Consider the following 14,755-nt stretch of genomic DNA (forward strand, 5'->3'; position numbering starts at 1 on the left):
TCTTTGACGAACGGGCCTGCTGCGGTATCTCCGCGGAGCGAAAGGTGCGGCTGCCGACGGCTGCCGTCTCTCAGGACCTGGAGTGATCCGCGCCAGCCGGACCGACCTCGGAGTCTGCGTTTCCCAGCCCGAACGGCGGCCCTGGGAAATGATCGAAGCGCCTTTCGTTCGGCAGTCCCTCCGATCCATTCAAGCCCGCCCCATTACGCATTTTTTGCTTTCCGCCTTCCAAACGGTTTTTCTAGTTAGGGAGTTGAGTCTTCCGTGCGGTTCCCGTGGATTCCTATCTCCCCATCCCTTGCGGGTCTGCCCGCCCTCGCGCCCCTCGCGACGATCGACCTCGTCGTTCCTCAGCGCCTGATTTCCTCGCCAGAGTGCCTGGAAAGCCCGCCGGAGTGCCTGGAAAGCCCGCCGGAGTGCCTGGAAAGCCCGCCGGAGCCCTCGGAAAGCCCGCCGGAGCCCTCAGAAAGCCCGCCGGAGCCCTCAGAAAGCCCGCCGGAGCCCTCAGAAAGTCCGCCGGACCCCTCGGAAAGCCCGCCGGAGCCCTCGGAAAGCCTCCCGGAGCCCTCAGAAAGCCCGCCGGAGTGCTTGGAAAGCCCGCCCGAGTCCTCGGAAAGCCCGCCGGAGCCCTCGGAAAGCCCGCCGGAGCCACTGCCACGCCGCGCCACCTCTCTGGCTGACATCCCGATCTCCCATCTTCCATCTTCCATCTTCCATCTTCCATCTTCCATCTTCCATCCACGATCTACAATCCACAATCCACAATCCACAATCCACGATCTCCCATCTCCACCCAACCACCACCATGCCTGAAGAAACCAACACCAACACCGACGCCTCGAAACCCAAACGCTCCCGCAGCGCGCAGGACAAGATGATCGAGGCCTACATCGCCGACGCCAAAAAGTTCCTCAAGGTCGCCACCGAGGACGAGGAAATCCGCCCCATTCTCGAAGCCCATGGATACGACCAGGCGGAGTTCGACGAAGGCCTCGCCCTCGCCGATGCAGCCGACAGCGCTTACCAAGGCCGCGCCGCCGGCATGGGCAAGCAGAAGCTCACCGGCGAAGCCCTCCTTGCCGCCATCCAGAAGGCGCGCGAGGACTATGCCGCCTTCCGCGAGATCGCCCGCGCCGCGTTTCCCGACGAGGCCGACCGGATCACCCTCGGCCTCAAAGGCGAGGTCCCCGACGACACCGAGCGCTTCATCACCGTCGCCGAGGCCTCTTACGCCGCCGCCCGGAAGGACCCGCAGGCCACCAAGATGAGCAAACGCGGCTACCCCGCCACCCGCCTCGCCACACTCCAGCAGGACCTGGACGACCTCACCGCCGAAAGCGGCGAGCAGGATCAGGCCCAGGGCGAGGCCATCGACGACACCGCCATCCGCAACGCCGCCTACAAGGCCCTGAAAACCTACATGAAGGAACTCAAAGGCATCGCCCGCGGTGCCCTGCGGAAAAAACCCGGCCTCCAGGCCAAGCTAGGCCTCTGATCCCGTCCCCGGCGGCCGCCCCCCGCGACCGCCGGGCCAAGGGATGGGGGGGAGCCATGGTCTTCCCCGAACCGGCGCCGAAGCGATGTCGGACTTCATCTTGTCATCCCTCCGGGGATGTCTCTAACTTCGAACCCGTGCCAGCCTGCAAACGCGCCGCGAAAGCCGCGAAGAACGACTCCACCGTTCTCCACGCGACGCAGGCTTGGCACGACGGCACCTTATGGAGCGGCGGTTTTCAACCGCCGTTTTTGAAACCAGGCAGTTACAAACTGTCAAAGACCGCCCCTCGCCTGAGCGCGGCAGGAGTCGACGAAGCGGCTTTATGGATCGCGGGCACAGCCGGGGAAAACATCGCCAACTTCGCCTGGGTCCAGCACTTCATCCACCACCTCGCCCCGCAGACTGCCCAACGCGCTTGCGCGTTTCAGCAAAGCGAAGCCTCACCGCAGGTCGTGAGCGTAGCGAAGGACAACGAACCCTTCGAAGAAAAGATGCCGCGCCTTGTCGCGGAGCTGAACGACCCGTTTAAGGAGTCCGCAAAACTTGAATCCGCGATCCGAAAGAACCTCCAAGGGCTAGGCTATGGTCTCTGAATGCAGACAAAAAGAAACCCCGGCTCCAGTCACCGCCGCAAGGACGGGAGAGGGAGTTCCGGGGTCAACGTGGGGAAACTGGCCCACAGTGATTGATATGTCAACGCTGCAATCCTGTAATCATTCACGCTGCCGAGGTATTCATTGATCCGATGAGTCCGGTGTTTTTCGCGCAAATCGAGCAGGGGCTTTCCACGGAAAGGCTGGGAGCCTACGCGGTCAGTCAAAGCGGGGCGGTGCCCGATCCGTGCGCCACCCTCGCCCGGTATCTGCTCAATATGGCGCTGTGCGAAAGCCTCTATTCTCCGCTCCAGATTTGCGAAATCGCCCTTCGAAATGCCATTCATCGTCACGCCTCGTCTCTGATGGGCAGGGATGATTGGTATGACGCCCCCGGATTCCCTCTCACGCATTGGGCTGGCAAGGAGGTCTCCAAGGCCAAAGCCAAGATCACGAAAGCCGGTAAGCCCGTGACTGCTGCGAGGGTCGTCGCAGAGCTCCAGTTCGGCTTCTGGACCAGCCTGTTCGAGGATCATTACGAGAAGCACACCCCGTTCCTTCCCAAGGCCTTCAAGCCGGTGTTTCCCCATCTCCCCAAGAGCCTCCACAAGCGCAAGGATCGCAAAGCGGATCTGGAGACCATCCGGGTGCTTCGCAACCACGTCTTCCACCACGAGCGGATCGTCCATTGGAAGAACCTCGACGCCCAGCACCAGCTCATCCTCGACGTGATCTCATGGGTCAGCCCGGAACTCCGGCAGATGGCCGACGCGCTCGACCGCTTCCAGCTTGTCCGCAAGGCCGGTCTCAAACCGTGGATGGCCAAATTGATCCGGCACTTGCCGGCGTCCGCTCTCTCGTCGGCCGGATCGGCTGGCGCACTCGAAACCGTGGACGATGCTTTCGACGCCACCAACGGCGCGCAAACCCCCTTCGGCCACCGCTGGGGCGGGGATGTCGTCACGCTCACCAACGGGCACATTGAGGTCATGCGCTCCGGCCAGACCCTCGCCCTCGACGTGATGAGCGAATACGTCGTGTTTCTGAAGGCGGAACCGGAAGAAGAGGAAGGAGACAGCCAATGATCACGCCTCAGAAATCCGGAAGGACCTCCGCGCCGACACCGCCACCCGTGACGCCGCCTACAAGGCGCTGAAAACCTACATGAAGGAACCCAAAGGCATCGCCCGCGGCGCCCTGCGGAAAAAGCCCGGCCTCCAGGCCAAGCTAGGCCTCTGATCCCGCCCCCGGCGGCCGCCCCCCGCGACCGCCGGGTCAAGGGAGGGGGGAGCCATGATCGTCCCCGAACCCGACGCCGAAGCGATGTCGGACTTCATCTTGTCATCCCTGCGACGATTTCCCTAACCTCCACTCGTGCCAGCCCGCAAACGCGCCGCGAAATCCGCCAAGAAAGACACCACCGCCCACCTCGGCTTCGAGGCCAAGCTCTGGCTCGCTGCCGACAAGCTCCGCAACAACATGGACGCGGCGGAATACAAGCACGTCGTCCTCGGCCTCATCTTCCTCAAATACATCTCCGACGCCTTCGAGGCCCACCACGCCAGACTCCTCGCTGGGGAAGGGGAATACGCCGGGGCCGATCCGGAGGATCCGGACGAATACCGCGCCGAAAACATCTTCTGGGTGCCGCAGGAGGCCCGCTGGTCCCACCTCCAGGGCCGCGCCAAGCTGCCCACCATCGGTAAGGACGTGGACGACGCAATGGACGCCATCGAGCGCGACAACCCGCGGCTCAAGGGCGCACTCAACAAGAACTACGGCCGCGCCGACCTCGATAAGCACCGCCTCGGCGAGCTGATCGACCTGATCGGCTCCATCGAGCTGAAGGAGGAGGCCGGCCAGTCGAAGGACCTCCTCGGCCGCGTCTTCGAATACTTCCTCACCCAGTTCGCCAGCGCCGAGGGCAAGAACGGCGGGCAGTTCTACACGCCCTCCTGCGTCGTCCGCCTGCTGGTGGAAATGCTCGCCCCCTACAAGGGCCGCATCTACGACCCCGCCTGCGGCTCCGGCGGCATGTTCGTCCAGTCGGAAAAGTTCGTCGAATCCCACGGCGGCAAGCTCGGGGACATCAGCATTTACGGCCAGGAGAGCAACCCGACCACCCGCCGCCTGGCCATCATGAATCTCGCCCTGCGCGGCATCGAGGCCGACTTCGGCAAGGAACACGCCGACACCTTCCGGAACATCCAGCACCCCGACCTCCGCGCCGACTACGTGCTGGCCAACCCGCCCTTCAACGACAGCGACTGGCACCGCAAGGACGACGACGTGCGCTGGCAGTTCGGCGTCCCGCCCAAGGGCAACGCCAACTTCGCCTGGGTCCAGCACTTCATCCACCACCTCGCCCCGCAGGGCATGGCCGGCTTCGTCCTCGCCAATGGCAGCATGAGCTCGAACCAGTCCGGCGAGGGCGAGATCCGCAAGGCCATCGTCGAGGCCGACCTCGTCGACTGCATGGTCGCCCTGCCCGGCCAGCTCTTCTACTCCACCCAGATCCCCGTCTGCCTCTGGTTCCTCGCCCGCAACAAGGACGGCGGGAAAATGCCAGTGCGGCTCGCACCCGCGACCGCCGCGGCGAAACCCTCTTCATCGACGCCCGCAAGATGGGCAGCATGGTCAGCCGCGTGAACCGCGAACTCACCGGCGAGGACATCGCCAAGATCGCCGCGACCTACCACGCGTGGCGCGGCGACCAGCGTGACGCTGGACCCGCCTACGAAGACGTGCCCGGATTCTGCAAGTCCGCCACCACCGAGGAGATCGGGAAACACAGCTTTGTCCTCACTCCGGGCCGCTACGTCGGTGCCGAAGAAGCCGAGGACGACGGCGAACCCTTCGAGGAAAAAATGCCGCGCCTCGTCGCGGAGCTGAACGCCCAGTTCGCCGAGTCCGCAAAACTGGAGCAGGCGATCAAAGCAAATCTGAAGGGGCTGCGGTATGGAAAATGAATCGCGAGCCGAAGACGGCAACTGGTATATCCTGCTCGCAGGACTACCACGGTTTGAATCCTCGTCGGTCTTGGCTCCTGGCCTCGGTCTTCGCCCGTTGGAATCTCCTCTCAGTGTCTTCGACTTAGCCGCAGCTGGAGCGGTCGGATTTAGAGGATGGGCAGCACTTGAGCAGTTCGCGCACGCGTGCACCGCCGAAATCGAATCAGCGAAGGATGCCGACAACACTCCCGGTTACGACACGCTAAACCGGGCGTGGCTCACGACGGGTCTCTTGGTCCTGCGCGGCTTCACACGACTTTGGGGCGTGGCGTGTTGCGGCTATTCTTGGAATCTGATTGCGGGCCATCAGATACGAAGTTCTGGCCAGTTCAAGAAGCAGGCAGCCTCGGAAGGAATCGACAAAGCCGTATTCCAACCCAAGCACTCGCTTGCTCCGTTTCGTGGCAACTTGCTTGATTACCATCTCACTTGTTTCGTCGACGCCGGTTGCAGGAATGACGCACCGAATGAAGCGGATGCCGAATGGATCAGGAACCGATTCGACACATTCAACCGCTTGGCTTCTGATCATGAAGCGTTTCGTTTTGCCTTAGAGGCAGCCATCGATTGGAGATTCGCCAAGGAGCCGCGGTCGGCAGTCGCCCGCCTGTGGGGCGGAATCGAAGCGCTTTTTGGAGTTAGCTCCGAACTCGTGTATCGAATCTCACTTTACTCCGCGTGTTTGCTGGCTGAGCGGGGCGATCCAAGGAAGCGCAAGTTTGGAGAAGTGAAGCGACTCTACGGCCTCCGCAGCAAAGTCGTCCACGGAGAGAAGCTCGCTGAGGAAAAGATCTCACAAGCTATGAGCGACTCGTTTCACCTCCTTCGTGACCTTCTGCTGGTGGCAGTCGAACGCGGCAAACCAATCACACCCGAAGACGTCGATGATGCCATCTTCTCCTGAATTGAAGGCACTTCATGTCCCGGCAACCTACGGCGAACCGCCCGATGGCTGGACATGGTCGCGCCTCGACGATGTCAGCGAAGGTGTTTTTGACTGCCCGCACTCTACCCCGAAGCTCACCGACGCGGGGCTATACGTCGTTCGAACCCAGGACATCATCACCGGGGTCTTTCGCGCCGACCAAGCAGCGCATGTTTCAGACGAGACGTATGCCGAACGGATCGCTCGGGTGACGCCGAGCCGTGGTGATCTGCTCTACAGCCGCGAAGGAACTTACTTCGGCATCGCCGCTGAGGTTCCCGAGAACACCCGCGTATGCCTGGGCCAACGAATGGTTCTCATTCGTCCGAAGCCAGAAATTCTCGATTTCAGCTTCCTTCGCTACTGGCTGAATTCGCCAATCATGGCCGGTCACATCCATGGTTACCGCGATGGATCAGTGGCTGAGCGGTTAAATTTGCCGACAATCCGCGCTCTCCCTGTGCTTTTGCCGCCGCTGGCGACACAAAAATCGATCGCGGCGGTGCTGGGGGCGCTGGACGACAAGATCGAGTTGAACCGGCGGATGAACGTGACGCTGGAGGCGATGGCGCGGGCGCTGTTCCAGAGCTGGTTCGTCGATTTCGACCCCGTTCGCGCCAAACTCGACGGCCGCCAGTCCCCCAACCTCGACCCCGCCACCGCCGCCCTCTTCCCCGACTCCTTCCAAGATTCGGAACTCGGACACATTCCGAAGGGGTGGGAAGTCGGCTCGATCTTGCAGCAGGCTAGGTTGCTGAGCGGCGGGACTCCCAAGACCGACGTGGCCGACTACTGGAACGGGGATATCCCTTGGGCGAGTGCCAAAGACGTTTCTCAATGCGGCGAAGCCTTCCTGATCGCGACCGAGCGGTGCATCACTCAACGCGGCCTCGACAAGAGCGCGACGAAGATGATCCCGGAGTTCGCAACCGTCATTGTCGCACGCGGAGCCACAACCGGGCGACTTACCATGTTTGGCAAGACGATTGCGATGAACCAAACCTGCTATGCCCTGGATACGAAGGTCGAAGCCCCCTTCGCGCTCTACTGCCAAGCCCGGCATTTCATCGAGCGAATGGTCCTCTCCGCCCACGGCTCTGTTTTCGACACCATCACAACGCGGACTTTCGAGACGACGAGCGTTCTTCTTCCGCCTCCCGAAGTTCTGCGGGCTTTCGACCGGCAAGCCGCACCGATCTTTCAACAGATCCGCGCCAGCCTTCGCCAATCCCACACCCTCGCCACCCTGCGCGACACGCTGCTTCCGAAGCTGCTGAGTGGGGAAATAGCAGTCCGGCCTGTCGGGCCTTGAAATTCCTTTCTACGCCACAATGCAAACCAACCAGCCAAAGCTGACATTTGAAGTCCTAATCGACGAGGGATTTAGCGTCGTCAATGACGATGCCAGCATCACGCCAACGGCGAATAAGCGAGTGCTAAGCATGATTAATGACTTTGAGGATGCTAAGTGGAGATACACAAATTTTCAGAACTTTATTTGGGACAATATTGTTGAGACCGCGTTGTCGAGCGGCGAACGGCAGAGCTTGTCTCACCAAAGTCACTCATTGCTAACCGAGGCAGCCAAGGCTCTACGACTGACGGACGCAGCAAAGAAAGACATTGGGAAGGGCAGCGAGCTTGCTGAAATCGTCTTGTACGGAATTATGAAGCACCACTACCAGGCGTTACCCGTGGTCCCCAAGATCTTCTATAAGCAAAATAACCAAGACAACGCCAAGGGTGCGGACAGCGTGCATATAGTTGTTTCGGGTGGTGACTTTTCGTTATGGCTCGGAGAGGCGAAGTTTTACAATGACATCGAAGATGCAAGGCTGGGTGAAATCGTGAAATCAGTCGGTAATGCGCTTAAGACAGATAAGCTTAAGAAGGAGAACAGTATCATAACCAACATCAGGGACTTGGATGCGTTGATTGGGGATTCAACGATGAGGGCTAGAATCAAGGCTGCGCTTGGCCAAAAGAATTCAATCGATTCTCTGAAGCCTCATTTGCACATACCGATTCTTATGCTGCATGAATGCAAAATTACGAAGGTTTGCACATCGCTTACGGATTCTTACAAGGATTCTATAATCGACTATCACAAGAAGCGGGCAAAGGCCTACTTCAAAAAGCAGGCAAATAGTCTTGGAAGCTCTGTGGTCCAGTATTCAGACATCAACTTCCATGTGATTCTGTTCCCGGTTCCGAACAAGGAGGAGATTGTTAAGAAATTCTTGGCGAACGTCGCGCATTACAAAGGTCAATGATCATGGATGTTTTCACAAAATGCTCTGAGATCAACGATCTCCTGGAAGCGCGCAAGGAAGGGGCCGCCAGAGACCTGCTCATTTCCGTCTTGGATTACCACGAGAGGCACGGGCTGGAATACTCCGAGTGCCTCAATCACCTTATTCGTGAGACCGGCCTATATCCCTACCTCAAGGTGGCGACAGCTTCGTGGCAAGAGAGATTCGTTTTTGAGGTTTTCAAGGTGGACTCAGGGGAGACCGAGGAACTAACGCTGCATCGCGAGCAGTCCGCGGTTCTGAAGAAGCTTCTCGCGGGGGAAAGTTTGGCAGTCAGCGCTCCGACCAGCTTTGGGAAGACATTTGTGATCGATGCATTCATCGCAATCGCGCAACCAGCCAACGTGATGATTATCGTGCCGACGATTGCGCTAATGGACGAGGTGCGAAGACGCATCTATCGAAAATTTGGAGCAAGCTACAAAATCATTACAACCACAGATGCCTCTCTGGGCGAGCGGAACCTGTTTGTTTTTCCTCAAGAGCGAGCCACTGGATACGCAGAAACACTTTCCTCCATTGATCTTCTGGTTGTGGACGAGTTCTACAAAGCGAGTTCGAACTTTGACCAAGACAGATGTCCCTCACTGCTGAAAGCGATTCTCAAACTCAGCAAGATTTCAAAACAGCGCTATTTTTTGGCCCCCAACATTCGCAGTCTTGGGGAGAACGTTTTTACTTCCGGGATGGAGTTCGTGGATAAGCTCGATTTCAGCACTGTCTTTCTGAAAAAGCATGAACTATATAAGAGGATCAAGAGCGAGGGGGAGAAGGGTAATGTTCTTGTTGAGTTGATAAAGAAGAACGCTACTAAGACGTTGATATACGCGGCATCTTACAGTCAAATTGACAAAGTGGGTCTGCTTCTCTCTGAAAACTTGGCGGTGTTGGAGCGACCGTTGCTGAAGGCATTCGCGAAGTGGCTATCGGACTCTTACGGCACCGACTGGAAATTGATCGAATTGGTGAAGCATGGAGTCGGGATTCACAACGGTCAAATTCATCGTTCATTGAGTCAGATCCAGATTAAATTATTCGAGTCCACTCAGGGATTAGATACTATTGTTTCCACTTCATCGCTCATCGAGGGCGTCAACACTTCCGCCGAGGCGGTGGTGCTTTGGAAAAACGGTAGTGGTCGCGGCCGAAGCAAGTTGAACGCTTTCACCTACAAGAATATCATTGGGCGCGCCGGTCGGATGTTTAAATACTTCGTCGGGCAGATTTACCTTCTTGAGAAGCCTCCTGAAGAAGCCGATACACAGCTCGATATTGATTTCCCAGATTCAATGCTAGGGGGTATCGACGAAACGGAGCACAAGGAGAGCCTCACAAAGGAGCAGGTTGCGCAGATCATCAGCTTCCGTGAACGCATGACGGAGCTGGTAGGTGTAGAGGGTTTCCATCGCATCTACGATGGCACCGGCCTGCTAAGATCTAATGATTCTCAGCTCATACTCACAATCGCCGAACATATTCATGAAAATCGAAAGACCTGGAATGGGTTGAACTACCTCAATTCCTCGAATCCTGCGGACTGGGGGAGATTGCTAGGGTTGGTGATTGGGTTTCAGACGCCAATTGTTCACTCGTTTCCCCAGAGCGTTTCATGGAGCCGAAAGCGGGATATGTTTGTTAAGTTCGTGCAGGTTCTCTCTAAGAACTGGGATTGGAGGCTGCCAAGGATTCTTCAAGCGCTTTCTCCAGACGTGGATGTGAATTTGTTCTTCAAGCTGGAGCGTGACGTTACGTTTGCATTAGCGTCTCTAGTTCATGATGTAAATGTATTGCAGAAGGAGATTCTGAAATCTGGTGTTGATGTCAGTGGCTTCGTGAGCAGGCTTTCTCATGCGTTTCTTCCGTCTGTCGTGTATCAATTGGAAGAATTTGGGCTTCCTCGGATGATTGCCCGAAAGATTCAAAACGCCGGGCTGATTGACTTCGAAACACGATATGAAGACCTTCATGCAGCACTAGCTGTTATAAATCGAATAGGGAAAGATGCTGTTCTTCAATTGCCCGTGCTTTCTGACTTCGATAGATACATCGTGCGTCACTTCTTCGAGGGGATTGAGCCTGCTTGAACAATGGAGTCATGAGCCTCACCGAATCCATCGTCGAAGACGCCGCCCTCGAATGGTTCGGGGAGCTGGCCTATGCCATCGGCCACGGGCCGGAGATGGCTCCGGGTGAAGCGGCGGCGGAGCGGGAGGGTTTCGGTGATGTGGTTCTGGAAGGTCGCTTGCGCGAGGCGTTGCGGTGCTTGAACCCGGAGGTGCCGGAGGAGGCGCAGGAGGAAGTCCTGCGGCGGGTGCTGCGGGTGGCGGATGGCACGCTGGTGCGGACGAACCGCGCCTTTCACAAGCTGCTGCGCGACGGGGTGGAGGTGAGCTACAAACGCCCGGACGGCAGCACGAAGCACGATAAAGTCTGGCTGGTGGATTTCTCCGACGTGCGGGCGAACGATTGGCTGGCGGTGAACCAGTTCACGGTGATCGAGAGTTCCCACAATCGCCGGCCGGACATCGTGGTGTTTGTCAACGGGCTGCCGCTGGGATTGATCGAGCTGAAGAACGCGGCGGATGAGGACGCGACGATTTTTTCCGCCTACAAGCAGCTCGAGACCTACAAGGCGGAGATCCCGAACCTGCTCCGCTACAACGCGGCGCTGGTGGTGAGCGACGGCTTGCAGGCGCGGATGGGATCGCTGACGGCGAGCGAGGAGTGGTTCAAGGTATGGCGGACGATCACCGGGGAGGAAGACGCGCCGAAAGGATCGCTGGAGCTGGAGGTGCTGGTGCGCGGTGTGTTCGAGCGGCGACGCTTTCTCGACCTCTTGCAGCATTTCATCGTCTTCGAGGAAGACCCGGACAACGGCGCGGTGCACAAGATCCTGGCGGGCTATCACCAGTTCCATGCGGTGAACGCAGCGGTGGAGGAGACGGTGCGGGCCAGCGGGATGACGGAACCGACGACTGGCTCCGGAGTTCAGGAGGATGAAGGGCGTTACTGGTCGGGCTCGATGCAGGGCGGTCGGCCGGGCGACCGTCGGGCAGGGGTGGTGTGGCACACGCAGGGCAGCGGCAAGAGTTTCTCCATGCTCTTCTACGCGGCGCGGGTGATCCGGCTCCCAGAAATGCACAACCCTACGCTGGTGGTGCTGACCGACCGCAACGACCTGGACGACCAGCTTTTCGGCCAGTTCCAGCGCTGTGAGGATCTCCTCGGGCAAAAACCCGTGCAGGCGGAGAGCCGGGAGCATTTGCAGGAGCTGCTCAACCGGGCCTCCGGTGGCGTGGTGTTCACGACGATCCACAAGTTCATGCCGGAGAGGGGCGAGGCGATGCAGGAACTGTGCGACCGCCAGAACATTGTGGTCATTGCGGATGAGGCGCACCGTTCACAATACGGCTTCGGCGGCAAGGTGAACGCCGAGGGGCGGATGACCTACGGCTTCGCCAGCAACCTGCGCGATGCCCTGCCGAATGCCTCATTCATCGGCTTCACCGGCACGCCGGTCGAGAAGACGGACGCGAATACTCGGGCGGTCTTCGGCGACTACATTTCCATCTACGACATCCAGCGGGCGGTGGCGGACAAGGCGACGGTGCCGATCTATTACGAAAGCCGGATCGCCAAGCTGGCCCTCAATGCCAGCGAGCTGCCGAAGATCGACGAAGAGTTCGACCAGATCACCGAGGGTCAGGAATTCACCAAGAAGGAGAAGCTCAAGACCAAGTGGGCCGCCTTGGAGGCGTTGGTGGGAGACTCGAAACGGATCGCCCTCATTGCTGCGGATCTCGTGGCGCATTTCGAGAAGCGGGTGGAGGCCATGGAAGGCAAGGCGATGATCGTCTGCATGAGCCGCCGCATCTGCGTGGACCTCTATGAGGCGCTGATCCAACTGAGGCCGGAATGGGCCGACGAGGCGCTCAAGGTGGTGATGACCGGCAGCGCGGCGGATGGCCCGGCCTACCAGAAGCACATCACGACGAAGAAGCAGCGTCGGGACCTGGCGAACCGGTTCAAGAACCCGGCGGACCCGTTCAAGCTGGTGATCGTGCGCGACATGTGGCTGACGGGCTTCGACGCGCCCTGCCTGCACACGATGTATGCGGACAAGCCGATGAGCGGCCACAACCTGATGCAGGCGATCGCGCGGGTGAACCGCGTCTTCAAGGACAAGCCGGGCGGGCTGGTGGTGGACTACCTCGGCCTGGCCGACCAACTGAAGCACGCCTTGGCGACCTACACCCAGAGCGGAGGCAAAGGTGATCCAGTGTTCGACACCGCCCAAGCCATCGCGGTGATGCTGGAGAAGCACCACATCGCCTGCGACATGATGCATGGATTTGACTGGAGCAAGTGGACGACCGGCAAGCCGAGCGAGCGGCTTCAATTGATCCCGGGTGGGCAGGAGCACATCCTCGGACAAGAGGACGGCAAGCAGCGTTGGGTGCAGGTGGTGACCGAGCTTTCCCGCGCCTTCGCCCTTTGCGCTGCGAGCGACGAGGCCGTGTCGATCCGCGACGACGTTTCGTATTTCCAAGCACTCCAGGCGGCGCTGAACAAGCAGAGCGGCGCGAACCGCAAGAGCCCGGACCAGATCGACGCGGCGATCCGACAACTGGTGAGCAAAGCGATCACCACCGAGGGCGAGGTGATCGACGTCTTCACTGCGGCAGGCCTCCAAAAGCCCGACATCAGCATCCTCAGTGACGGCTTTCTCGCGGAGGTCCGCGGGTTGGAGCATAAGAACGTGGCGGCGGAGTTGCTGAGGAAGCTGCTGAACGACGAGATCAAGGTGCGCTCGAAGCGCAACCTGGTGCAGGCGCAGGTCTTCAGTGAGAAGTTGAAGAAGACGCTCAACGCCTATCACAACCGGGCGATCTCCACGCTGGAGGTGATCGAGGAGCTGATCAAGCTGGCGAAGGAAATGGACGCCGCCACCAAGCGCGGCGAGGACCTCGGCCTGACGGACGACGAGGTGGCCTTCTACGACGCCCTCGCCGCCAACGAGAGCGCGGTGCGGGCGATGGGTGACGACAAGCTCAAGGTCATCGCCGCCGAGCTGATCACGATGGTCCGCAAGAGCGTGACGATCGACTGGACGCTGCGGGTCAGCGCGCGGGCGAGGATCAAGGTGATCGTGAAGCGGATTTTGAGGAAGTATGGGTATCCACCGGATCTTCAGGCCGAGGCGGTGAAGACGGTGCTGGCTCAGGCGGAGCTGCTGTGTGCGGAGTGGGTGTGAGCCCGCCTGCGGCGGGAGTGGTGAGTGAGCAGCCGCAAAAGGAGCTAAAATGGCTCTGGAACGGTTTGCGGCTGGAAGCCGCAGCGACGTTGCGGTCAACGATCTCTCTTCGGAGCTGGAGAAGGGGCGGCGGTTGCCTTAGGCACTCGGGGACCATCGACCATGAATGAACGCAGCGAGACTTCGAAGGCGCCCGACGGCATCAAGCAGGGGAGGGGCTGCCTGCGGAAAGGGGTGATCCTCGGACTGTGGAGCTTCTTTCTCCTCGGGGTCTGCTATCTGGTGGTCTTCGATGGGTGGAGGGACGTGCTTCTCGGGCGGGCTCATCGGAAGGCATTGGAGACCTTCTCGGAGGTGGATGGCGTGGACCGGGTGGAGATTTTCCTGTTGAGGGGCGAAGGCGGCCAGAAGCAGGAGCGGACGTTTCCCGTGGGGGATGTGGGCAGACGGGACGAGATCTACGGCAACGTGTCGATCGAGGGGGTGGAGGTGGAGGAATTCCTCAGCTTGTGGGAGGCGCAGCGGCCGGACATCCGGTATCAATCGCTTTGCCATGACCCGCCGTATGGATTTCGTCTGTACCGCGAGGGAAAGGAGGTCGTGGAGACGGCGATCTGCTGGGGCTGCGTGAATTTCAGTGTGGAGGTTTATCCTTTCCTGCGAATCCCCTACGGGCTGGATGCAACGACGGAAGAGGCGAAGGCCTTGCTGGAGTTCTGCGATGCGCGGCTGCCTTACCGGCGGGACGAGTGAGAAGTGGGCGGTGAGAGGGAGCAAGGATGGCTCCGGAACGGCCTGCGGCTGGAAGCCGCAGAGGGAAGCGGGCCGCTTCCACCACGGTCTGCGGCGGGCCGCCGCAGCCACGGTGCCATCTAGCATCTACGATCCACCCGCTTTGCTCTTCCTTGGCGCCTTTAGCGCCTGGCGGTGGATCGGATTTCTTGAGTGAGGCGGAAGAGGGAAGCGGGCCGCTTCCACCACGGCCTGCGGCGGGCCGCCGCAGCCACGGCTACCATCTAGCATCCACGATCTACCATCTACCATCTACCATCTACCATCTACCATCTACCATCTACCATCTACCATCTACCATCTACCATCTACCATCTACCATCTACCATCTACCATCTACCATCTACCATCTACCATCTACCATCTACCA

The 14,755-nt window shown here is 59.5% G+C and carries 10 protein-coding genes and 1 pseudogene; 10 read left to right on the forward strand and 1 reads right to left on the reverse strand.

Features of this window, described 5'->3' with window-relative positions; genetic code table 11:
• Nucleotides 1–350: 350 nt before the first annotated feature.
• The gene (locus ABXH26_RS12645; RefSeq protein WP_353567437.1) at nucleotides 351–683 is read right to left on the reverse strand and encodes a hypothetical protein; all 333 of its coding nucleotides are present in this window, start codon (nucleotides 681–683) and stop codon (nucleotides 351–353) included.
• Between the two features lie 122 nt (nucleotides 684–805).
• Here ABXH26_RS12645 and ABXH26_RS12650 point away from each other — a divergent pair, with 122 nt between their 5' ends.
• From ABXH26_RS12650 to ABXH26_RS12695, 10 genes and pseudogenes are all read left to right on the forward strand, one after another.
• Entirely contained in the window at nucleotides 806–1,495 is a 690-nt protein-coding gene (locus ABXH26_RS12650; protein ID WP_353567438.1) for a PQLLE family protein, read from the forward strand.
• 137 nt (nucleotides 1,496–1,632) lie between these two features.
• Entirely contained in the window at nucleotides 1,633–2,091 is a 459-nt protein-coding gene (locus tag ABXH26_RS12655) for a hypothetical protein (protein WP_353567439.1), read from the forward strand.
• A gap of 152 nt (nucleotides 2,092–2,243) precedes the next feature.
• Nucleotides 2,244–3,176 carry a hypothetical protein gene (locus ABXH26_RS12660; RefSeq protein WP_353567440.1) on the forward strand — a complete coding sequence of 311 codons (933 nt, stop codon included), beginning with the start codon at nucleotides 2,244–2,246 and terminating at the stop codon, nucleotides 3,174–3,176.
• Between the two features lie 289 nt (nucleotides 3,177–3,465).
• Nucleotides 3,466–5,060 (forward strand): annotated as a pseudogene (locus ABXH26_RS12665) (class I SAM-dependent DNA methyltransferase).
• The gene (locus ABXH26_RS12670; RefSeq protein WP_353567441.1) at nucleotides 5,050–6,006 is read left to right on the forward strand and encodes a hypothetical protein; all 957 of its coding nucleotides are present in this window, start codon (nucleotides 5,050–5,052) and stop codon (nucleotides 6,004–6,006) included. The pseudogene ABXH26_RS12665 and the gene ABXH26_RS12670 overlap by 11 nt, the downstream one beginning before the upstream one ends.
• Nucleotide 6,007: 1 nt before the next feature.
• Nucleotides 6,008–7,339, forward strand: coding sequence for a restriction endonuclease subunit S (locus tag ABXH26_RS12675; RefSeq protein ID WP_353567442.1), 1,332 nt, complete (start codon nucleotides 6,008–6,010; stop codon nucleotides 7,337–7,339).
• 19 nt (nucleotides 7,340–7,358) lie between these two features.
• Nucleotides 7,359–8,300 (forward strand): HamA C-terminal domain-containing protein, encoded by a 942-nt coding sequence (locus ABXH26_RS12680; RefSeq protein ID WP_353567443.1) that lies wholly within the window; start codon nucleotides 7,359–7,361, stop codon nucleotides 8,298–8,300.
• 2 nt (nucleotides 8,301–8,302) lie between these two features.
• Nucleotides 8,303–10,423 carry a DEAD/DEAH box helicase gene (locus ABXH26_RS12685; RefSeq protein WP_353567444.1) on the forward strand — a complete coding sequence of 707 codons (2,121 nt, stop codon included), beginning with the start codon at nucleotides 8,303–8,305 and terminating at the stop codon, nucleotides 10,421–10,423.
• A gap of 11 nt (nucleotides 10,424–10,434) precedes the next feature.
• Nucleotides 10,435–13,593 carry a type I restriction endonuclease subunit R gene (locus ABXH26_RS12690; RefSeq protein ID WP_353567445.1) on the forward strand — a complete coding sequence of 1,053 codons (3,159 nt, stop codon included), beginning with the start codon at nucleotides 10,435–10,437 and terminating at the stop codon, nucleotides 13,591–13,593.
• Between the two features lie 162 nt (nucleotides 13,594–13,755).
• On the forward strand, nucleotides 13,756–14,346 hold the full coding sequence (locus ABXH26_RS12695) for a hypothetical protein (protein WP_353567446.1): 591 nt from the start codon (nucleotides 13,756–13,758) through the stop codon (nucleotides 14,344–14,346).
• The last annotated feature ends 409 nt before the right edge of the window (nucleotides 14,347–14,755 follow it).

It is taken from the genome of Haloferula sargassicola (genome assembly GCF_040362925.1).
Lineage (GTDB): Bacteria > Verrucomicrobiota > Verrucomicrobiia > Verrucomicrobiales > Akkermansiaceae > Haloferula > Haloferula sargassicola.

Excerpts from the sequence above, each read along its gene's own strand:
- ABXH26_RS12695 (WP_353567446.1), top strand. The coding sequence starts at position 13,756 with ATGAATGAACGCAGCGAGACTTCGAAGGCGCCCGACGGCATCAAGCAG.
- ABXH26_RS12670 (WP_353567441.1), top strand. The coding sequence starts at position 5,050 with ATGGAAAATGAATCGCGAGCCGAAGACGGCAACTGGTATATCCTGCTC.
- ABXH26_RS12645 (WP_353567437.1), bottom strand. The coding sequence starts at position 683 with ATGTCAGCCAGAGAGGTGGCGCGGCGTGGCAGTGGCTCCGGCGGGCTT.
- ABXH26_RS12660 (WP_353567440.1), top strand. The coding sequence starts at position 2,244 with ATGAGTCCGGTGTTTTTCGCGCAAATCGAGCAGGGGCTTTCCACGGAA.
- ABXH26_RS12680 (WP_353567443.1), top strand. The coding sequence starts at position 7,359 with ATGCAAACCAACCAGCCAAAGCTGACATTTGAAGTCCTAATCGACGAG.
- ABXH26_RS12685 (WP_353567444.1), top strand. The coding sequence starts at position 8,303 with ATGGATGTTTTCACAAAATGCTCTGAGATCAACGATCTCCTGGAAGCG.
- ABXH26_RS12650 (WP_353567438.1), top strand. The coding sequence starts at position 806 with ATGCCTGAAGAAACCAACACCAACACCGACGCCTCGAAACCCAAACGC.
- ABXH26_RS12690 (WP_353567445.1), top strand. The coding sequence starts at position 10,435 with ATGAGCCTCACCGAATCCATCGTCGAAGACGCCGCCCTCGAATGGTTC.